This window comes from Lacticaseibacillus sp. 22 (assembly GCF_055413445.1).
The window spans coordinates 1-21,329 of the sequence record NZ_JBVAYD010000013.1 but is presented as its reverse complement, the minus strand read 5'-3'; the positions used below and the strand labels follow the sequence as shown (position 1 = coordinate 21,329).

Genomic DNA, 21,329 nt, shown 5'->3' with positions numbered 1-21,329 from the left:
CAGTCGGTTCAATTAGTCCTGAAACTTTGGATCCAACGCATCACGCAAGCCATCCCCCAGAATGTTAAACGCAAAGACAATGGCGATTAAAATCAAAATCGGGATGTACAGTTGCAGCGGATGTTGGAGCATCTGGTCTTGACCATTAGCAATCAAAATTCCCAAGCTCGTATTCGGTGCTTGAATCCCCAGCCCTAGGAAACTAAGACTGGCTTCACCAAAAATGTTATCCGGAATGCTTTGGCCAATATCCAGAATCAAAATACTCATCATGTTGGGAACCAGATGCCGCGCCATAATCCGCCACAACGGTGTATCCAACATCACTGCCGCTGTAACATAATCCAAGCCCCGCAACTGCATCACCAATCCGCGAGCCTGACGCGCTGATCCTGACCAACTGGTAACCGCCAAAGCAAAAAGCATCGTCCACATACCATTGCCTAGAACCACCATAATCAGCATCGTAATGAGCAAGCCTGGTAACGAATTAAACACTTCAATAATCCGCATCAAGATTTCGTCAACCCAGCCGCCAAAGAAAGCCATGATCATCCCATAAATGGTTCCAAAACCAATGGCCAAAAAAGTGCTCAAAATAGCGACCATCAATGACACCTGAACGCCAATGCAGGTTCGGGTAAACAAATCCCGACCTAAGCGATCAGTTCCGAACCAGTGAGCGGCACTTGGGCCAACATTACGACTGTTAACACGAATGAGGTTAGGATCATAATGTTGAATCTGTGGACCAATTAACGCCGCCAATACGATTAAGATCAAAATGATCCCCCAGGCAACAGCAAGTCGATCCTTTAACAACTTTTGGCGAGCCGATGCCCAGAAACTGATACTTTTGGGAGCATTTGCTTCGATGGTCGCGACTTGGTCTGGCTCGGTCAGCACAGTTGGCGTACTAAAATTGCCACTTGCCTGAACAAAATGAAAATCCGTATCACTTGCAGCCATTCGTCCATCTCCCTTCAGTTGTCATAGAGTTTGATTCGCGGATCAGCCAGTGTATACAGTAAATCCGTGATGAACATCGTGACAATATACAAGATCGCCAGCAGCACCGTTTCGCCCATGATAATCGGAACATCCCGATTATTCAGTGCCGTGACAAAATATTGTCCGACACCGGGAATGACGAAAATACTTTCGATAAACACCGATCCGGTAATACCGAATGCCAAGGTAACCGGCAATGACGTAATAATTGGAATAGAGGCATTTCGCACGATATGGTGTAAGACAATTTGCGGCTCTGACAATCCTTTCGCGCGTGCCGTCATGACATACTCACTTGAGCCAACATCGACCATTGAATTTTTCAATAAACGCGCATAACCCGCAATGTAGCCAATGCCACCAGCAATGGTTGGCAGGACCGTATAAATCCAGCCACCCCACCAAGTCTGATCACCGCTTGGCCAGCCAATAATCGGAAACCAGCCAAGTTTGCCGCCAAAATAACTTTGCAAGAGCAGGCCCAACACCAGACTGGGAATTGACATTAAGAACAGTGCCAAAATCGTAATGACACGATCAATCCAGGTGTTTTTATAAACCGCCGCCAAAATGCCAAGCAACAAGCCCAGCGGAATGCCTAGCAGCATCTGCTGAATACCTAACCGGGCCGATGCTGGCAGCCGATCACGAATCAAACTGCTCATGGTCACAGACGGGTCACTAATCGACTCGCCAAATTGCCCATGCACCATGTTATTCATCGTAATGGCATAACGTTCCAGAACCGGCTTATCTAGACCAGTGTTTTTATAGACTTGCTCCCGCGTGGCTTCTGGTAACTTATCAGTCTGCGCACTCAACGCATCGCCTGGAACTGCAGATATCAAGAAGAACGTCGCAGTTGCAATTAAAAAGGTCGATATCAGCAATTCAATGAAACGCCGAATGATCAATTTGATCATAAGTGTAACCACCTGTTTTTCAAATCATGGTTTGTCATTTTCTGCCATCTCCCATCAATCCGTACCTACATCAACCAAACGCATGACTCACGTTCTCGGTTGATTACTTTTTCGAAGCATAAGTGTAGTTAAAGGTTCCGCCAAATACCGTTGTTTGCAGATTTTTAACCGACTTATTGATGTAAACCTTTGATTGTGGGTTGGTTAACGGTACGACCCCGAAGTCTTTGGCAACTAACTGGGTTTCCAGCTGTTTGTACAAAGCCAATCGTTCTTTGGTGGGCAAGTTGCCATTCAGTTTATTATCCAGATCATCAAACGTCTTGCTGCTATAACCACCAAAGAACTTCTGGAAGCCATTGTTTGAATTCCACAGACTCAGGTAAGAGTTAGGATCTGCTGAAGCCGACCAGCCATTATTCATTAAATCGTATTGATTGTTGTTACGTATTTGGATGAAGCTGGCATCATCTGGGGCCGTTTTAATCGTTACTTTGACACCAAGTTGCTGCTTAATCGCCTGCTTCAACCAAGTACCAGTATCATCACTGCCAACCGTTAAATAAACAAAGTTCAACTTGCTAAGGTCGGTCGACTTGCCTAACTCTTTTAGACCTTCCTTCAACAATGCCTGCCGCTTAGCTTTTGTGTTGTATTGAGCCTGGGCTTCTTTCAATGGATTGCCGACATATTTGCCGTAATTGGTCGACCCGACATTCAGCGTTGGCGGTGCCATTGTGTAGGTCAATTTGTCCTGGCCATCACTGACCGCTTTATTGTAATCATCGCGGTTAATGGACAATGAAAATGCTTCCCGAACCTTCGTATTCTTGAACAATCCCTGCGTCCCGCCATTATGCTGATTCATAATCAAAACTGTGGTACCGGGACCATTTTGCGTGCGTGAAACCAATTTATTACTCTTTGCAAGTTTATTAAAATCGGCAATTTGTTTCCCTGAGGCTGACAAAGCATCTAACTGTCCGCTTTGCATTAATGACAGCACGGTCGATGGCTTGTCCGTCGTTGTGTAAGTAACTTTCTGGAGCTTAACCTTCTTGGCATTCCAGTACGATGGATTCTTTTTCAGCGTGATCTTGTCATTCTTTTTCCACGCTGTTAGTTTAAATGGCCCGTTAAAGACTTGATCCTTCACGTCAGTTTTCCACTTCTTATTACCGACTTGATTAATCTTGTCGAGGCGAACCGGATAATACACAACCGAGGAGAGATCTGACAAGAGTGACGGGTAAGCATAAGCAAGTTGAATTTGGAGGGTGTTCTTATTAATTGCTTTGACACCAACGTCTTCAGCACTGCCTTTTCCCGTGTTATAAGCTTCCGCACCCTTGATGAAATAGGCATTAGTGGCCTGTGAAAAGGCGTTTTCTTTCTTCAGCAACCGCCGGAAGGAATCCACATACTGCTGAGCGGTCACGGCTTTACCATCTGACCACTTTGCATCCCGCAACTTAAAAGTATAAGTAAGGCCATCAGCCGACTTGGTATAAGATTTGGCTCCGGTCAAAACGACTTTATCCTTACCATTTGTCGATTGAATCGCCGTCAAACCTTCCTGTACTTCGGATAAAATATCGTTCTCATTAGAATTGCGCATATCGTTGACATCTAATGTTGTCGGATCATCCGATTCAGTTAAGTTAAGCGTCTGCGCATTTCCAGACGCCGAACTACTTTGACCGCCACAACCGACCAACAACGTCGCAAGCGCAGCGCCTGTGATAAGTGCTGTTAACAAATGATGCTTCTTCATAAAAGCCATCTCCTAAAATAAAGTGAGCGTGAACCGGCGCGGGTAGAAGTCGGAGTGTAAGCGGCCTCAGACGTGATGGCCGCACTTTGGCCATTGCGGCTGAGGTCCTTACACGCAGACTTCTGCGCCGGTGAACGCGTTATGGAGCGTGAGTCAGCGCGGGTAGAAGTCGGAGTGTAAGCGACCTTGGGCGTGATGGCCGCACTTTGGCCATTGCGACCAAGGTCCTTACACGCAGACTTCTGCGCCGGTGAACGCGTTATGGAGCGTAAATCAGCGCGCGAGCAGAGCTCGAAGTGTCACCAACCTTAACCATGATGGCTGGGCCCTAAATTGGCCATTGTGGTTAAATTGCTTACCTTCTCATTCCTCCGCCATTAACCGCGTTATAAAATAAAAACTGGCGGTGCATCTAGGATTCTAGATACACCGCCAGTTTCGTTCTTCGTTCAAGTCACGTGATTTCCGTCACCCAAGCTAATCTCCAGCCATGTAAATAGAACCACTATGTCGTTCATAGCAGCTGCACATGCACATGGAAATGGCTTGAATAAATTGGGTCATCATGTTAACTCCCTTCGAAGAAATTAAAGTTAGCATACGTTTAAAAAAATAGTTCGTCAACGGTTAATTTTTAAAAAGATCCTCACCAGCCCGCCTAAATAACGGCGACATAAACTGCTATATCAGTCCTACCTAGCGCTCAGTGGCTTTTAATCTTCTTTAAAAAAACGGCCTTTTAATTGCAAAATTAATAAATCAACCACAGATTGTACTGAAAAAAGACTTTGAAGCTCTAAAACTGGCCACCTTGTACTACAAATGAACGATAGGCCCGTTTTTGAACAAAATGAGTTTGCGTTTATTTGAAACTGTTTTAAATTAAATATAGGTATTTATTTTTCTCATGAATTTAAACAAGTGGACCACTTTCTTCGTGCTACGGCAATTTTTCCATTAAAAAAATCGACTCAGTAAAACACTCAGTCGACTTTTTCATCTTCATGTGCTCGCGGTTTTATGCCTCGGTACGACGGTGGATTAACGTCCACAATAACGCGATGCCCGCGCCGATAAATAAAAGCGCAGGGATGACATTAGCTGCCGTGAACATCACAAACGCCATGGTCGCAAACAGGCCGCCGATCGAAAGGCCAATCCCCCATTGCTGCATCGCTGTCAGGCTGGCAAAGGAGGTACGGAAACCAAGCGCCAACAGCAACGAACCAACAAATGCAATGAGGCCAAATACGATATGTCCCAAAATCAACCAGTTAAACATTCTTTATCTCCTTTCTTGGTATCTTCACTATACGGAAAATGAGAGCGCTTGCCAATTACTTTTATTCAAAACTTGGCTTCATTCAACCGTCCATGTTCTAACCGCAGCGCGCGATCCCAAAATTGTTCAACATCTTGACGGTGTGAAATAACAATCAATGCGACTGGTAGTTGACGCAATCGCTGACTGAGGCTTTTTGCAGCTGCGGCATCTAAATTTGCGAAGGGCTCGTCTAATACCAAAATATTCCGTTGTGCCAAAAGTGCCCGTGCCAAACCAATCTTTTGTAATTCACCGGCCGAAACATTGGCTCTTGTCTGGCCATGAAGCGGCGTGGCGAGTCCTTCTGGCAATCGCTGGACAAATGTCTGTAAATCAGTCTGGACTAACACTTCCGATAGTGCCGTCTGGCTTACATTGCGGCCAAGCGCGATGTTTTGCCGCAACGTATCATCAAACAAAGCCACCACTTGGGGTACAAAGCCGATGATGCGCGCAAGTTGGTGTGATGTTTCAAGAGTGTCCGGCTCTACTTGAACGCTGCCCGCTTGCGGTGATAAAAGCCCCAAGATAATTCGAATCAAAGTTGATTTACCGCCACCGCTTGGCCCTGTGATCAGAATCTTTTCATGTGCCGCCACATTTAGCTTTAGGTTCAATTGCGCCAAAACCGGCCGAGATGCATCTGGATACGTGTAAGTGATGTGTTTGAGAAGCAACTGTTGTACCGAGTTTTTTGGCTGGTGAGCTGAGGGCGCTTCTTGGCTTTCAGCAGCAATATTTCTCGACGCTGCTTGTACCGGCACAATTAACCCGAAGATTCTTTTAGCTGCAACTAGATTCCGTGATAACTGCGCGTACTGGCCTGGCATACTGTAAAACAACCAGGTAAAACTGGGCGTCAGCATTGCAAAAGCAGCAAATTGCCCGATGGAGATAAATTTGAAACCGACAAACAGTAATTCAACGCCCAAAATCACAATATCAACGAATAAGCCCAGTGCAAACCCCATGACAATCGTACCGGTTTGTTGCAAACCCATGCGATATTGGGAATCGGCAAAGCTTTGGTATGTTCGGCTAAATAGTTGCAAACCAAACTGTTCTTTTTGATAATCTTTTAGAAGCATACGTCCGGCGAGAATTTCCAACAGTGCTGCTTGCATCCGCGCATTTTCAGATTGTTGCGTGTCTTGTGCCTGGGTTAACCGACCGGCCATCACTTTAGGAATCAGCAAAGCCGTCAAGCACAACCCAATAATGATAAGCATCAACGGCCAGGAGCTTAACCAGCCAAATAGACTGGCAGCGAGAAATGAAAATAATCCGACTAAAATAGCCGTTACCGATTTGATAAACAAAGGTGCTGCTAGTGGCGCTTCGGTTGTCAAACTATTGACCCGTTCATTTCGAGCTGCAAGATCAACTGCAACTGGTCCGTTCATTAGTGCTGCCATTAAGCGTGATTGCAGCGTTTGGGTGAGTTGATAATGTGCCTGCGTTTGCCAGCGTGCGATGAGCCAGCGACCACCGCCAATCACCCCTGCTGCTACAACAGCCATCATCATCAACGGCATGGTAAGTGCACCTCGCTGGGTCAACCGTTGAATCAACCGCGCTAACCCAAACTCAATTGCGGCACAAATCATGGCAATAATCCATAGCACTGGCACAATCCGCGTACTAAAAAGATGCCAAAACTGTTTTAATTCAGTCATCTTATTCACCCACCTTAATGATTTGATCAGCAGAAGTGACAAAATCAAACGTATGCGTGATCATCAAAATGCCGTGAGTGTGGGCAGCCTGTCGCAACACTTGCATCACTGCCATCTGGTTGGCAGCATCAATATCTGAAAACGGCTCATCCAAGACTAGCCACGGACGATTTGAAAGCAAGGCGCGGGCAATGCCGAATCGCCGCTGTTCACCCGGCGATAACTGTGCAGGTTGAAGAATCTGATTGAGGTCCTCAGCATATTTTCCCAACCCGAGTTTTTCCAGTAACGGTCTTATCTGAGGTGAAGAAGCCTCCATGTCCAAAAGCAAATTGGCTGTCACCGAAGCGGTAAACATCACGCTGCGTTGCGGCACAAAAGCCATTAATTCAGCCGGGGTGACTTTATCTACGGATCCCTGAAGCCTAATCTGACCAGATGTTGGCGTCAAATCGCCGAGGATCAATTTCATCAGCGTTGTTTTGCCAGCACCGTTTGCCCCAACGATAAAAGTGATCCCGCGATTATGGATCTCAAAATTCAATCCGCGTAATAATTGGCGCTCACTATGCGGATAATGAAAAGCAACCTGATCGCCTACGATAGTCAACAGTTGTGCCGAATTGACCTCGGAAGGCGCGATTTGAACTTTTGACGATCCCTGCAAGCGCGGCAAAATCCGGTTCAGTGAGGTCCGTTGTTGCGCGAGATAGCCAATGGTTGGTGCCAATCCTAAAAACGGCCACAGAATGGACCCCACCCCGGCATTCCAGGCTCCCAAAACACCGGCAACAGATTGATGCGTCAGTGGAAGCAAGCCAAACCCCAGCGCTAGTGTCAGCACCTCCGCCAAATAAATGCCGCCATTAAAAATACCTGCCAGCGCCCCGGTTGCGCCTGCCAGTTGCTGAATAGCCGGTTGTGCTTCCTGAAAAATGGCCTGGTGCCGCTGCCGAATATAACCAAAGACATTCAGATTACGAACCGGTTCAAAGTTTGCCAAAAAGTTATTGAAAAATCCCTTATGCCGATCATCCACCGCAATTAAACTGGTTTGTGCCTGATTTTGACGGCGAAATAAATGGCGTGACACCAAGGCAAACAAAAGCCCAAATACAATAAAAGCCACAGCCAACTGCCAAGATTGCGTCGCGACATACACCAGTCCTAAACTAACTGTCATGCCAAAATCAACCAACGGCAGCACACCACTGTCCAAAAATTGCATCACATTCTGCGTATCCGAGATCAATAAATTCGTTGCCACACCTGCATCCGGTGCATCCTGCGCATCCCCCGACAAGAAACTTGCCATCAACGCCCGGGCGACTGCCACACTCAAGCGTCGTTTTAACCGTTCCATGACAACGCCTGACAGCCAGTAGAGTCCGGTGTAGACCACTGTTGCCCCGAGCATGCCAGCAAAAACACCTACCAGCATCCCTGTGCGACCTGTTAATGCAGCGGTCAATCCCAGCTGAATCAACATCGAAATCGCCACATTGAACCCATCAATGGCAACCCGTAAAATGAATAATCCCAATAACCACCGTTTCTTCAAGGCGCCGATTTGCATGATTGTCTGCATAGCATATCCCCTCGTTTCCTCCGACTGGCCGAACCAATCGTAACGACTACTTAGGGCTGCACAATGGCAAACAAAAAGACGACCTCTCAGCCGCCTAACGTTAATCCAATTTTATGACCGACCGAAAGTCTACCTGCGAAGCGCATCAAAGAACCCTGCACCAAGCGCAGCCCCGACATTAAGTTTTGATGGGGTAAATCGGTCTTTGATCCGCATTGGAAAAAGCCTCCGTTCGACTTGTTATTTTATGATGCAATAGTACCAATTATTTGGTCAAAAGGCAACGAAGAAGGTTTGTCATTTCAAAAAAATCTACGGTGAGTTTACAAACATTCACATGCTGTGCGTGCCTTTTAACGTTATTGACTAGCTCACTGCGGTTAGACAAAAACGACACTGACAACGAAATTACCATCGCCAGTGTCGTCTAATTTACTTATTTTCTAATACTGCCGCGAATAACTAGCAAGTAGCGCCACTCATCATAATGCCCTTCTTAAACGCTGCCAGCACATCTGAACCCTTAGCAATTCGAACGCTTCCGTCCAAATAAGCATGAGCGTCATCTTTGATACTGATCGCACCTTGCTTAAAGTCCATCGCCAAGCCGTTTGCAAAGAAAATCATGTCATAGTCGGACGTGTAAAGCTGCAACCCGGCATCATTTTCCAACTTCACTTGATAATCCGGATCCGGTTCATCAAGGACAATTAACGAAAACTTTGTGCCGATACTGCAGGCCCCGCCTTGTAAGGAATACCGCCCGCCGCCATCATCAGCAATCAACAACAGAATCTTCTGGTCAAAATGCTTCTTCTTCATCAAATCAACAAACGACTGCGATAACTTGATCGTTGCCATCATACCGTCACCTTTCCTGTTACTTACTTTTAGTTTGCCACTTTTTGTAGGGGAAATCAATTGTGCGCGAGGAAATTTGCCATTAAATTTGAAACAACGACAACTGCTCGTACATCACTTACCGGTTTACTTGCATTTAAAGATCCAGTCCCCGAGTGCTTTGAGTCATCATTGTTTGAAATTGTTTAACAAAGGCAGGCTGATTGAATTGAATCGTCATGCCGCTATTACGTTGAAAACCGTTGTCAGAAGAAAACCAAAGTTGTTCTTCTCCTAAAACTAAGCAGTTAGGTAAGTTGCCATTGTAAAACGTATAAGACACGTCATTTAATCGTTTCAGCTCGACTTCTTTATATTGATCCTGATTCAAAATGACCTGAATCTGTCCATGATTGGCTTGGACAATCGTCATCATATTTTCCATAAATCTGGAGAGTTGGTTTGCTATAATGGTTATCTTATTAACCGCGATTAAATTTCGGCGCAGGTCTTTTTGATAATCACCATTATAAACGCGCAATCCTGACTGCTTGGAAAACTGATCTTCGGTTATCTTGTAATCAAGGCGTTTGTATTCTTTAAGACGCTTATGATACATGCGAGCAAGCATCGGGATTGACGGATCAATATAATCGTAAACTCGTAATTCCGGTTTGGTGCTCAACGACCGCTGCATTCGGCCAAGAAATTGAACCGCAATGCCTTTCCACGAATATGGCATGGCTAAAATGATGGTATCGATACCACTTATGTCTAACCCTTCACCGGCATACTTTCCTGTCGCAATCAATGCATAAGCCGCCTGTGTTTGCGAAACTTTTGCTACGATCTGATCATTTTCCTTTGATTTTTGGCCACCATAAAGTTTGTAGACGCCTTGCTCCGGTAACGCCTCTGCCAACTGTTCAACATGCGCACGCAAATCGGTCAATAAAAGAACATGCCGACCTTCTGCTAAATTGGCTTGGACATCTCGAACTAATGCTCGGTTACGCTGCTCATCATTTAACATTGCTTCACGATTTTGCGTCAGGCTGTTATTTGCCATTTCCAAAGACAGCATACCCAAGCTCGTGTAGCGGGGAATGACATTTCGCTTTACTTTAAGCGCGAACTGGCTATCAATGGCATCCGTTTGGTAACGAATTGGTCCATAGCGCATGATTAAGATGGGATCTTGTCCATCGCGTCGGTACGGGGTGGCAGATAATCCGTATAAGTATTGCGACCTGATCCGCTTAATCACTTGATCGTAAGTGTAAGCCGCGTCATGATGAACTTCATCTGAAATCACCATGCCATAGTCCTTCAAGATATTTTGAACTTGAATATCTCCCGTCAAAGACTGAATGGTTGCAACATCAATCACACCACTGCGATTTTTCTTATTGCCAAAAAACGTGCCGATACTGCGCTTATGCCGTTTTCGACCAGTTCGGGTTAACTCAGTCAAAATTGGCGCTGTTTCAACCTCGAGAAACTGATTCAGTCGAGTAACCCATTGTTCTGCAAGCGCCTTGTTTTTAACTAATATCAAAGTGCTAACCTGATGCTTGGCAATTAAGGCTGCCGCTATCACCGTCTTGCCAAAACCTGGACGCGCTTGCAAAATGCCGGTGGAAACTTTTCCCAATGCGGTAAATGCGGGTAGTTGATCAGGGCGAAGTTGCCCCTTAAATGTAGCCTTTATGGGTAATCCTTTAATCGTCTCGTCTTGCCACTGGATATTTGGAATCAAACCACGCAACCTATCCGCTAACCCACGCGGAAGCAGAAGATATTGATGATTTTCTTCAAACAGGCTGATAATTCTTGGAACGCCAAAAGTCGACTGACGCTGGGCTTCACGTTCATAGAATTTGGGATTGTGAAAAGACGCAAGATATTTGAGACTCATAATCTGCTGGTCAGTCAAGCTTGTTTTGTCAATATATAAAGCGTTGGCGTGAATAATGGTCAGCTTTTGGTCAATAACAAGAGGTTGTTTTAGTAGATCTAGCTCACTGTCCTGATCATCGTTATACAGTCGAAATACAGACCGATTCGCTAACTCGTTAAGCAATTGATCAATCGTTGCTGCATCAATTAAACCGACTCGTTCCAACGCCTGCCACTGATCCGCTAACGGTTTAAACGCGTCATCGACAAAGCTAGCAAAACCGTGCAAGCGGCGTTCCCCTTGCAATGGCCCAGCAATCAGGTTGCCGATTTGACCATTTCCCAACACACTTTGACTAGGAAACATTCGATCAAATGCGGAAAACGAAATGTTGGTGTTAACCGCACTTGCCGCTTTTAAAATCGCGTCTCCAAGCCTTCTCGCCAATCCTGCTGCAACGGGTTGAGCGAAAAAGAACCAAATATGAGCTCCTTTTCCAGACTGCGATAATTCCACCAAACAAGGAATATTATATTTCCTACACAATTTTTTGACCGTCATCGTCACCGCTTGCCAGTGCTGGCCTTCATGATGACCATCAAAGTCCAAGATAAGTTGCTTAGTCGTATCGTCTTTCAGCATTGGGTAAAACCCCAAAAATTCTTGTCCCTCAAGATGATCAATAAGATCTTGATCGGTCAACGGTGCATAAGTACCTTTAACTGGTCGTCTATCTTTAAAAACCGGAAAAGGCGAATAAATATCTTTCTGTGCTTTTTTATTAAAATAGCGATGTGCGTAAACATCGGTGCGGCCAACAATTCGCGCACGATAAAGCGCTACATGAGCAGCCAAATTATTCCCCGAGCGTATTTCAAGTTCACTTTGAGGAATTGAACAATAGTTGTTACTAGCAATATCTTGCAGAATCACAATTTTACCTAACTTTTGGGCGCTCAAGTCCTGCGCGATATTTATATAAAGATATTGCTTTCCATCTATCGTGTAGGTTTTACTCATCGTCGTCAATGTCCTTTTCCTTAGGCCTTTAATAAAAGCGTACCCAATCAATTAATATTAACAACTACTTTACAATATCATTGATGGTTTTGCACATGAAAAGTAAAGTAAAGTCACATCAAGACGACTAACAACCTTCACCAGTTTCCTCAATCCCAGTGATTAACCGAATTTTACTCCACAACTCCTGGACAGCAGTCGGTTCTTTTTCAACTCCTACCAATAATCCTTTTACCAACCACAAGCGAACTGTTGCTAAAAAGAGTGGCCGATCAGCTTCACTAATACCAGCTAAATGGCAAAAACGCTCAGTATAGACAGATAGTGCGACTCCCTGCCTCGGCATAAAACCATGATAAAGGGCCGCTAAGTCCAAAAAACGCGGACCGCGACGAGCTTGTCCAAAGTCGATGATACCAACTTGCTTATTCGTCATTGTGAGCAAGTTCCACCGTCCTAAGTCGCCATGCACCCATGCTTCCTGAGCTTGGTCGAGCAAGAGCATCGATTCTATCTGAGAAACCAAATGTGCATAAATTGCCGGCTGAGTTTGCTGCAACTTGGCATGCTGCTTTTGCCACAGTTGCTGCAATGGCTGCGGATCTTGTGGTTGCCAATCATATTCAAACTGATCTAAACCTTTCCGAATTTTTAGATAACAACTTAGTGCTGCCGCTAATGTAGGTGCAGAGGGATGGTGTTCCCAGAATCGCTGAACTTGATAAATTTTCTTGTTCACACTGATAAATGGTTGCTGAGCTTGTGTTAACAAAATTGCTGGCGTCAAGTGGCTATCAACGTCTTGAATAGCTTGTGTTAGCGCAAATTCAAGCAAATCCTGTTCCGTACTGGGAACTGTTTTGACCAAAACCGGTCCCGATATTGTCTCAACTCGCCATGCCATGCTGCTTTTACCATTTGTCATTGGAATCGTTTTTGTGACGCGACCAAGGTTATAAGCAAGGAGCACGCTTGATAAAGAATCCATTTGATCCCCTCCACTTTTTCAACTGATGGCTCGCTAACAGGTTTCTCCGGTGAGATCGTTCACTTGTGACACTACCGGATGACGATTCCCTACAAAACCGTTAAAATATCAGTCTAAAGCTGCACGACAACCACGTCTAAGTTAGCATAGAATAATCGTACGCAGTCAGCAAATTCTTTTTTGGAAATGAGGCCAATGGGCATGAAACACCGCAACCGTTTATTTTGGCTGATCTTGCTTGTGGCAGGCGTTTTTCTGGTTTATAGCACCGAAAGTCCACTCCCGTTCACAACTCGCGAAACAGTGAAGGCCGGCATCGCCCAGGCATGGGCTACAACAACGCACACTGTTGGTAACTGGCTGCACGGCAATTCATCTGCGGACTCGGCCAGTCAAACCTCCTCCACCAGTCTTGCCTCAAGCACCACTAGCCAGGCAACTTCACGCTCGGCAAGTACGCCAGCAGGAGCCACCCCGGCCTTGAATATTGTCCAAGGCCGACACCTTAAGCGTACTTACTATTACCATTTTGACGCCAATTTACCGCAAGCAGAACACACTGTTTTCACCAATGCCGTGCGCGCTTACAACGCAACCGGTATTGTTAAGCTCATCCCCGGTCAAGGCAAAAGAAGCGACAATCAGATCACTTTTTCCAGTTATCAAAAAGACATGAGCCAAGCAAGTCTTGGTACCACCGAACTTGGAGAAGGCGGGCCGACCATTATCGTGGAAACGCTAGGCGCACAGGTTACCGTTATCAACCATGCCCGCGCCAGTCTCAACCTAGCTTACCCATCACAATCCATTAATGCGGCCGTGGCCATGCATGAACTTGGCCACGCGCTCGGACTGGATCATAGCCAGTCGACTGATTCGGTGATGTATCCAGTCACGCGCGGGGTTACGCAACTATCTGATGGCGATATTGCAGGGCTCAAGGCGATTTATGCCCAATAAGCAGCCTGCTTGCTTACATGGAACCCAATTCTTGCTTTGGCTTTACTCACGCATATCTCAAAAAAGCTGTCAGAGCCTTCATATCAGCATTGAGGGTTCTGACAGTTTTTGCCTTATTAGTATTTGCCAGTTTTCAAAGTGCATGTTGACTTTGTTCTGTCTATAAAACCACCGCGGGAATCGGACCCGCGTGTAAAATGTTAAACTTCACAGCACCAGCGTGGTTAGCGATCGGTTTCGATCAGTGGTTCATCTTAATTGAAGGTTCCATCATTCCCGGTTGCAACAGCAGTTGAAGCGGCATAGAAATCACCTTCATCAACGACGTAAACGCCGATGACGATGTTCTTGTAGCCAGAGTTAATGATGTTTTGGTAGTGACCGCCTGTTTCACCGTGGTTGTTTTCTGGACGTTCATCCACAATGTATTGTTTGAACATCGCTTCCGCAATCAAAGTGCTCAGCTTATCGGCACTGCCATCGACATCCTTCTTCCAAAGCGAGGAAATTGAAATGTTCTCAGTATTTCGGCTCATGTAAGGCTCGCCTTTTTGATAGGTGACGGCTTCAGTACCACTTGCTGGTGCATTAACTGGCCGCGTGTGACTGAACTTGAACATAACCTCAACGGCGCGCGGTGCTTCCATCTCATAAGCTTTCGGATCTGAAGTTAAGGAAGTTTGAACATGACCGGTACGCTTCTGTTCACCATTGATCAGCACATTGAACTTCTTGATGACCGCCATGGTTAGATCTTTGTCCGTGTACTGTGCAGCTTGTTCAATCGAAACTTTCCGATCATTCTTTTCGATCTGCGTTTGAATCAGCTGCGTGGTAGCATCGTTGACACTCTTAATTGCGCCGATAATGGTTCCTGCAGCTTCCACATTGCGCCAAACATTTTTCGTCGTGATCGTCGTCGTTGTATCCCAAGTATTCGGATCCTTCGATACTGTTGTAATTGGCGTTGACGAAATCTTGACGTAACCGGTCTTGTCGGTCAAGGTATTGCCGCCTTCGTCTACGTCAACTTCTTTTGTGACGGTTTTGGCTTGTGGCTTGTGATACGTGCTTGTGTAGGTCACTGTTGTTGTCTTGTGACCATCACTAGTCGTTAACCAACTTGTAGCTGATCCTCCACCAATGTAATCATACCCATCAGTAGAAGTTAGCTCGTGGCCTTGATCATCAACGTTAACAAACTTATTGATGATTGTTTCGTTTGGATCGGTATTCTTTTTCCAAACGTTGGTCGTGGTGAAGGTTGTTGTCGATGAGCTTGGGTCTTCTTTAGACGTTTTTGAACTGTTAACAAGCGAGTAATTGTCAACACTAGTTAAAACGTTACCTGCTTCGTCCACATTGACGGTCTTGTTCACAATGGCTGGCGTTGTGACCTCGTTCTTCTTCCAAACAATCGTGGTCGTAACTGTTGTGGTGATGTTACCAGCATTATCCTTGGTATCTTCCGACTTACTGGAGCGAGAAACTTCTGTATAGCCAGCCGTGCTTGTCAAAACCTTGCCCGACTGATCCACGTTCACAGTCTTGTTGACGGTGGTGTGGGTTGGCGTCTCGTTCTTCTTCCAGACAATTGTAGTCGTAACCGTCGTGGTGATGTTGCCAGCGTTATCCTTGGTGTCTTCTGACTTGCTGGAACGTGAAACTTCTGTATAGCCATCTGTGCTTGTCAGAACCTTACCTGACTGGTCCACATTGACGGTCTTGTTGACGGTGGTGTGCGTTGGCGTCTCATTCTTTTTCCAGATAATGGTGGTTGTAACCGTTGTGGTAATGTTGCCAGCGTTATCCTTGGTGTCTTCCGACTTGCTAGAACGTGAAACTTCTGTATAGCCATCTGTACTTGTCAAAACCTTGCCCGACTGATCCACGTTCACAGTCTTGTTGACCGTGGTATGCGTTGGCGTTTCCGTCTTCTTCCAAACAGTGGTTAATGTAACCGTCGTCGTGACATCGCCAGTCTTAGGATCGGTTGATTCAGCAACTTGTCTCGATACAGAAACTTTAGTATAGCCATCTGTGTTCGTTAACGCATTTCCGGACTGATCCACATTGACCGTTTTGTTAACTGTCTGATAGGCAATCTTATGATAAACATTGGTCGTTGTATAAGTCGTGATTGTGTCACCGTTGCTAGAAGTCTGAACCGACTTAACAGGCGTTCCGGCAGTGATGAGTTTGTACCCGTCCAAGTTGTTGAGCGTCTGGCCATTTTCGTCTTTGTTGATGGTGACTTTCTTGTCAGTGTTCTTTGGCACATAGATTGTTGGCAAAGTCTTCTTAGCGTCAGCAACTGATGTTTGAGCAGCTTCTACAGTCTGTTGATGGTCGGTTGTGTCGACTTTTTCAGACTTGGTTTTAGCAGCGGCCAAGTCTGTTTGAGCTGTTGCAGCATCATCTTGTGCCGTTGCCAAACGATCTTGCCACGTTGCAATTTGAGCGTTAAGCGTATCAATCGTTGTATCTAATTGGTTTACTTTGACCTTCAAATCAGCCAACTGAGCTTTAACGGTTTCTGCTTCTTGGCTGTTTTGACTCGTCACGGATGCGGGTAAAGCTTTCAAAGTTGTTTCAGCTTGGTCAAATTCATTTCGGGCTGTCGTAGCCTCATTTTTAACCGCATTAACCGCTTGGGTGGCTGCGGTTAATTTTTGTCCCGCTTGACTAGCTGTTTGCTTTGCTTGAGTCAGAGCTGTAGTTGCATCGGCTAACTGGCCTTCATAACTTGTCAGCTTTTGTTGTGCAACTGCCAACTGGGCTTTTGTTTCATTAACCTTTGATTGTGAATCTGGGTTGGTCTTCACTTGGTCTGCCAGCGTATTTAGTTGATTCTGCAAATCGCTCAGTTGTGTGGTGACGCTGTTGACTTGGGCTGTGCTCTGATCAACGGCGGCTTGTTTTGCAGCCACTGCCGCATTTGTCTGGTCAGCAGCTGTTTGTGCTTGCTGTGCTGCTGTTTGAGCGGCTTGAAGCTTTTCTTGCGTGGCCGTCACTTTAGCTTTGGCTGCATCAACTGCCCTTTGCGCCGCGGTTCGTTTGGCTTGCAACTGCGCCAATGTCTCCGTATTTTCGTTGTTCAACAAGGCGGTCAACTTAGCTTCTGCTTCACGTTGGGCTTTTTCGGCTGCTGCTTTTTCAGCTTCTGCTTTATCCTTCGCCGCTTGGATCGCTTCCAGTTGTTTTTGGAGGGCATCCTTATCGGTACTTCCAGGATTAGGTGTGACAGCAGGAGCAGATGACGCGCCACCAGTTGAAGTGCCGCCAGTTGATCCGCCAACTACAGTATATTTAGCCTCAGCTTGTTGCGCCGGTGTAAGGGTAGCCGGTTTTGCTGGATTTAAATTAAATGTTTGATTATTTCCCGAGACGTCTTGCGTCGTTACTGTCGCATTGTCACCACTACCTTGCAGGGATAACTTGGCGCCGGCATAAATCAAGTCCACGTTGGCAATCCGATTAATGGCTGCCAGTCGCGCTACTGATGTTGTGAAGCCGGTGTGATTCAGCGCTTCACTGATCGTTGAAAGCGTGTCACCCCATTGAATGTTGTAATTCGTCGAGCCCGTCCCGGAAGCTTTAATCTGTGCTTCGATTTGGCTTACTGGACGAACTTTCCAAACTCGGCCCTGATTGGTCGCTGTTTGCTGTGTTGCAGGCTGTTGGTCACTTGCATGCACCACTTGGCCCTGACTTGACAAGGCGATTCCTGCAGTCCCCATTGCAAAAAACGTTAATCCAATTGCCAACCAGCCATGATGCTTACTATGAACCAATGTCACCTTATGTTCGTTGTTTGTAAGCGCTGTCCAAAATTTTCGCCGCTTCGTTGTTCCCATTTGTACTCCTCCAAATCCTTTAATATTAAATACAAATGTTATTATACTTCTATTTTCGATTTCTTTATACAAACTATTCAACAATTTTTGTAAAAGTTACCAAATCTTTTTTACAGAATCAATTTACAAATTCACAATGATCAAAACCAGCGTAAACTAAAAGAATATCCCGCCATAGACAGGATATTCAAGGCACAACTTACTAGGAAAAGACAGATCCTGCAAGCCATTAAAATAAACTAATGATATACGAACGGCAGCGATAATCTTCGCCCCACACGAAAATTGTCGCCACACAGACTGTTATGTTTTGTAAGCATCTTGTCGAAAAAAGAACATCCCCATATGCTTTTCATGATGCGTTCAAAAAAGCCGGCTTGATCTGCCTACGACTTGCAGCTGGCAACATGATTGAAAGTATATACACTACCACCCCAACAGTGGCGCAAACCTTATCCGTCCGACGATTCCAGCGAATAACAAGGTTTACCATGGCAATTGCTCCTCACATCATCTGTCAACCACAAATAATATTATAAAGCTTTATGGTCTAATAAGTCCACTTTTTTTAAAAATATGTGTTATTTAGCCCTAATCCTTCAATCCGGAGTCAGGTAGCGTTGATGTTATGACCAAGGCAGATAGGGGGTTAAGGGATGCGGTTACAGGAAAAGGTCGCCAAAAGAATCCACGAATTAAGACTCAGCAAATCCATGACCCAGGAACAACTAGCCGAAAAAGCCAACATGGACGTTTCCATGCTAGCCAGAATCGAACGCGGAAGCCGCGGCGACATCAGAATGAGCACACTAGAACGCATCGTTTCCGGATTAGACGTCAGTTATCAAGAATTCTTCACTTTTCCAGAAGACGGAGATGAAACAACCGAACTGGCTTCTTCAATCGCTTTGATTAAAGATCCGGAAGTTATCCGGGCACTCCACAAGATCGTGAACACGTTGATTCATAGGGACAATAAGTGATAACCATGCGTAAACGACTGATCATGAATTTATTTAATCCAACATCTTTTCTTATATTTTTGATTTCAAAATGGCAATTTTAAATTCTTCCTCTTGTTTTTAACGTATTCAATCAAGTCTCATCAAAAAAGCCGCCAGTTTTGTGCAAATGCACGCGACTGGAGGTTTTTATGTGCGATAACTAAAGAGTGAAAGTTGAATGTCCGGAGAAAGTCCCGAGAAGACGGGACTTTTGGTGTTAGGCACAATGCCGTCTGGTGTTAGGTTAGGCACAACTTTATTCAGGATGCAAAATATGGTAGACTAAAATTACCGATCCCGATATGATACTATTCGACGTTGGTCGCGGGTGAGACTTTCGCAATGCCAGCCGCTGGTAATGTCAAGCATATTTGCTCGATAATGCTGTTAGCAAGTGCAGACACGATGTATTTATTCATTTGGCTGTTCTCCTTATGGCTGACTAACGACACAACTATAATGTTAACCACTATAATTGTAATGTTAATTGTATTCATCTGTCAGACAATGATAGATGTTATTTTCGAAGCAGTGTATCCCTGCGGAGATAAGATAGACAGGCGAGACTTTCGACAAATACAGTCGTTTAGGTTTCGCCTGATTTCATTTTTAGCTTTAAAGTCATTGATATTGCAAAATTGGCGGAGGAAATTTCTTGGATTTAGTGACACAGGTTGGTTTACGTGCGCTTGAAAGAATCAATGGTAAAGATTACTTGCATTTTGACTTTCCAGTTACAGAGAGTGAAAGGAAACAGTTAGTTTCGGATATTGTAAGTGGTGATATTGTCCATCACCGTTACTTACCGTTTATTTCTTTTGAAATTCGATTTCGGATCTATCACGCTCGACAAAAGTCAGTTCAGGCTAAAGCGCGAAGAATTATGCTACCTTCCCATCATGATGCTTTGATGTATCGCTTTTATGGCCAAGCATTGAATCGGCTATACTCTGACTATGCTTTAAGTCATCACATTAACGATGTTGCTGTCGCGTATCGCGAACGACATCCTGGAGTCCATCTTTCAAACATTACCACTGCAAAAGAAGTCTTTGACCGCATAACTGCATTGTCGAAATCATGGGTTATTAAGGGTGATTTCCATCATTTTTTCGACACTCTATCTCATCGATACCTCGGAACCAATTTACAAAAAGTTTTTAGTGGAAATCTGCCCAAGGACTGGAAAAAGATGTTTCGAGCAATCACACAATGCCAATCGATCAGTCGAAAGACTTTAGAAAAACAGCTGCAAACGGCGCATATCAAAGTTGCCTACCGGACGCATCATTCGGATCAGTCCAATGCCCGCGCATATGTAAAAAATTTACAAGAACTCGGCAAACTAATTCAGGACAAGAAAATTCGTCTTTCTGGGAAAAACCGTGTGGGCATTCCACAAGGTACTGCTGTTAGTGCAGTATTAGCCAATGTATACATGATTGACTTTGACGAGTGGTTAGCAAAATTGTGTGAGAAAGAGGGAGGACTCTATCGCCGATATTCTGATGACTTTATTATCGTTTTACCTCAAAAACAGTTTAGTGAGGAGTCCGTCAAAACTTTTGCGATGGGAGTTATTCAGCGAAGCAAAACTGAACTGGGATTAAAAATTGAGTCGACAAAAACAAAACTGTATTCATATGATCAAGACAACCATTCCGTGATGTTATACCCTATTCAGGAAACAGGTAAACAACGCTCAGGGAGAATTGACTATCTTGGATTCGTTTTTGATGGTATTTCTGTTTCGATGCGGTCAAAGAGCATTTACAAATTTATCTATCGAGGAAGACGAAAGGTCGGCAAGTATGTCACTCTTGGTCGATTGTATGATCAGGTAAAGAATGGATTTAGCGATTCAGATATCATTCAAAATCAAATGGCCTTTAAATATAATACACGTTCCGAAAAAAGTAAAAAAAGACCTGTGGTTCCAAACATATATCAGACGGTACAGACTCTTCACCGACTTCAGCAGATTAGAGAAATGAAATATGAGACACTGCGCGCTATTCACAAAGGGGTGACGATCCGATATTTAAGTGCTGAGGTAAAAAATCCAAGAGCCTCAATGTTAGCGTATGCTTCGCGAGCTCAGCAGATATTTGAAGTTGGACAACCTAAGTATCGAATTGTCATTCTTCGTCAGGTATTGCGTCAGATTAAGCATAACCAAAAAAAGCTTCATCAAGGGCGGGATAATTATAAGCATTGGCGATACTCTAAATATCAATTCTAAAGAGTGTAAGCCCTTTAAGTCGGTCCGTCTTTCGACGTTACTCACTGCATCGAGCTGAAGCTGATCCCAACTTTTCAAAACGGACAAGGCGTAATTGCTTGAATGATGCTCGAATCAATTGGCAGCGGATGGTTCTACTGGTAGCGGTTCGTCTGATTCAATACCTCCATCAATTTGTCGTGAGCGGCCGTGATCAAGCCTTCGTCATTGACGATTCACTAT

13 protein-coding genes are annotated in these 21,329 nt (G+C 45.0%); 3 read left to right on the top strand and 10 right to left on the bottom strand.

Annotation, left to right across the window (positions count from 1 at the left end; translation table 11 throughout):
* Positions 1 to 12: 12 nt before the first annotated feature.
* The 9 genes from ACWP87_RS07640 to ACWP87_RS07600 form a co-directional block, all read right to left on the bottom strand.
* A complete protein-coding gene (locus tag ACWP87_RS07640) occupies positions 13 to 969 on the bottom strand; it encodes an ABC transporter permease (RefSeq protein WP_005685980.1) in 957 nt (318 codons plus the stop codon).
* Positions 970 to 983: 14 nt separating this feature from the next.
* Positions 984 to 1,934: an ABC transporter permease gene (locus ACWP87_RS07635; RefSeq protein ID WP_005685979.1), complete on the bottom strand. Its 951-nt coding sequence runs from the start codon at positions 1,932 to 1,934 to the stop codon at positions 984 to 986.
* Positions 1,935 to 2,037: 103 nt separating this feature from the next.
* Positions 2,038 to 3,708 carry a peptide ABC transporter substrate-binding protein gene (locus ACWP87_RS07630; protein WP_014569812.1) on the bottom strand — a complete coding sequence of 557 codons (1,671 nt, stop codon included), beginning with the start codon at positions 3,706 to 3,708 and terminating at the stop codon, positions 2,038 to 2,040.
* 1,018 nt (positions 3,709 to 4,726) lie between these two features.
* Positions 4,727 to 4,990: a hypothetical protein gene (locus ACWP87_RS07625; protein WP_005685977.1), complete on the bottom strand. Its 264-nt coding sequence runs from the start codon at positions 4,988 to 4,990 to the stop codon at positions 4,727 to 4,729.
* Positions 4,991 to 5,055: 65 nt separating this feature from the next.
* Positions 5,056 to 6,708, bottom strand: a complete 1,653-nt coding sequence (locus tag ACWP87_RS07620) for an ATP-binding cassette domain-containing protein (protein WP_005685975.1) — start codon at positions 6,706 to 6,708, stop codon at positions 5,056 to 5,058.
* A gap of 1 nt (position 6,709) precedes the next feature.
* Positions 6,710 to 8,296, bottom strand: coding sequence for an ATP-binding cassette domain-containing protein (locus tag ACWP87_RS07615; protein WP_005685974.1), 1,587 nt, complete (start codon positions 8,294 to 8,296; stop codon positions 6,710 to 6,712).
* Positions 8,297 to 8,758: 462 nt separating this feature from the next.
* Positions 8,759 to 9,157, bottom strand: coding sequence for an iron-sulfur cluster biosynthesis family protein (locus ACWP87_RS07610; RefSeq protein WP_015764993.1), 399 nt, complete (start codon positions 9,155 to 9,157; stop codon positions 8,759 to 8,761).
* 136 nt (positions 9,158 to 9,293) lie between these two features.
* The gene (locus ACWP87_RS07605; RefSeq protein WP_005685970.1) at positions 9,294 to 12,056 is read right to left on the bottom strand and encodes a DEAD/DEAH box helicase; all 2,763 of its coding nucleotides are present in this window, start codon (positions 12,054 to 12,056) and stop codon (positions 9,294 to 9,296) included.
* A 127-nt stretch (positions 12,057 to 12,183) separates the two neighbouring features.
* Complete coding sequence (locus ACWP87_RS07600; protein ID WP_014569813.1) at positions 12,184 to 13,044, bottom strand: phosphotransferase; 861 nt, start codon at positions 13,042 to 13,044, stop codon at positions 12,184 to 12,186.
* 201 nt (positions 13,045 to 13,245) lie between these two features.
* Between ACWP87_RS07600 and ACWP87_RS07595 the strand changes: the two genes are divergently transcribed.
* A complete protein-coding gene (locus ACWP87_RS07595; RefSeq protein WP_005685966.1) occupies positions 13,246 to 14,004 on the top strand; it encodes a matrixin family metalloprotease in 759 nt (252 codons plus the stop codon).
* A gap of 254 nt (positions 14,005 to 14,258) precedes the next feature.
* Here the strand turns inward: ACWP87_RS07595 and ACWP87_RS07590 are convergent, their stop codons facing one another.
* A complete protein-coding gene (locus tag ACWP87_RS07590; RefSeq protein ID WP_015764995.1) occupies positions 14,259 to 17,861 on the bottom strand; it encodes a LysM peptidoglycan-binding domain-containing protein in 3,603 nt (1,200 codons plus the stop codon).
* Between the two features lie 656 nt (positions 17,862 to 18,517).
* Between ACWP87_RS07590 and ACWP87_RS07585 the strand changes: the two genes are divergently transcribed.
* Together ACWP87_RS07585 and ACWP87_RS07580 are read left to right on the top strand one after the other, a co-directional pair.
* Positions 18,518 to 18,844: a helix-turn-helix domain-containing protein gene (locus ACWP87_RS07585; protein WP_005685962.1), complete on the top strand. Its 327-nt coding sequence runs from the start codon at positions 18,518 to 18,520 to the stop codon at positions 18,842 to 18,844.
* A 685-nt stretch (positions 18,845 to 19,529) separates the two neighbouring features.
* Positions 19,530 to 21,107: a reverse transcriptase domain-containing protein gene (locus ACWP87_RS07580; protein WP_223804809.1), complete on the top strand. Its 1,578-nt coding sequence runs from the start codon at positions 19,530 to 19,532 to the stop codon at positions 21,105 to 21,107.
* Positions 21,108 to 21,329 lie beyond the last annotated feature (222 nt).

Coding starts and splice junctions, on each gene's coding strand:
- ACWP87_RS07640 (WP_005685980.1), bottom strand. CDS start 969: ATGGCTGCAAGTGATACGGATTTTCATTTTGTTCAGGCAAGTGGCAAT.
- ACWP87_RS07635 (WP_005685979.1), bottom strand. CDS start 1,934: ATGATCAAATTGATCATTCGGCGTTTCATTGAATTGCTGATATCGACC.
- ACWP87_RS07630 (WP_014569812.1), bottom strand. CDS start 3,708: ATGAAGAAGCATCATTTGTTAACAGCACTTATCACAGGCGCTGCGCTT.
- ACWP87_RS07625 (WP_005685977.1), bottom strand. CDS start 4,990: ATGTTTAACTGGTTGATTTTGGGACATATCGTATTTGGCCTCATTGCA.
- ACWP87_RS07620 (WP_005685975.1), bottom strand. CDS start 6,708: ATGACTGAATTAAAACAGTTTTGGCATCTTTTTAGTACGCGGATTGTG.
- ACWP87_RS07615 (WP_005685974.1), bottom strand. CDS start 8,296: ATGCAGACAATCATGCAAATCGGCGCCTTGAAGAAACGGTGGTTATTG.
- ACWP87_RS07610 (WP_015764993.1), bottom strand. CDS start 9,157: ATGGCAACGATCAAGTTATCGCAGTCGTTTGTTGATTTGATGAAGAAG.
- ACWP87_RS07605 (WP_005685970.1), bottom strand. CDS start 12,056: ATGAGTAAAACCTACACGATAGATGGAAAGCAATATCTTTATATAAAT.
- ACWP87_RS07600 (WP_014569813.1), bottom strand. CDS start 13,044: ATGGATTCTTTATCAAGCGTGCTCCTTGCTTATAACCTTGGTCGCGTC.
- ACWP87_RS07595 (WP_005685966.1), top strand. CDS start 13,246: ATGAAACACCGCAACCGTTTATTTTGGCTGATCTTGCTTGTGGCAGGC.
- ACWP87_RS07590 (WP_015764995.1), bottom strand. CDS start 17,861: ATGGGAACAACGAAGCGGCGAAAATTTTGGACAGCGCTTACAAACAAC.
- ACWP87_RS07585 (WP_005685962.1), top strand. CDS start 18,518: ATGCGGTTACAGGAAAAGGTCGCCAAAAGAATCCACGAATTAAGACTC.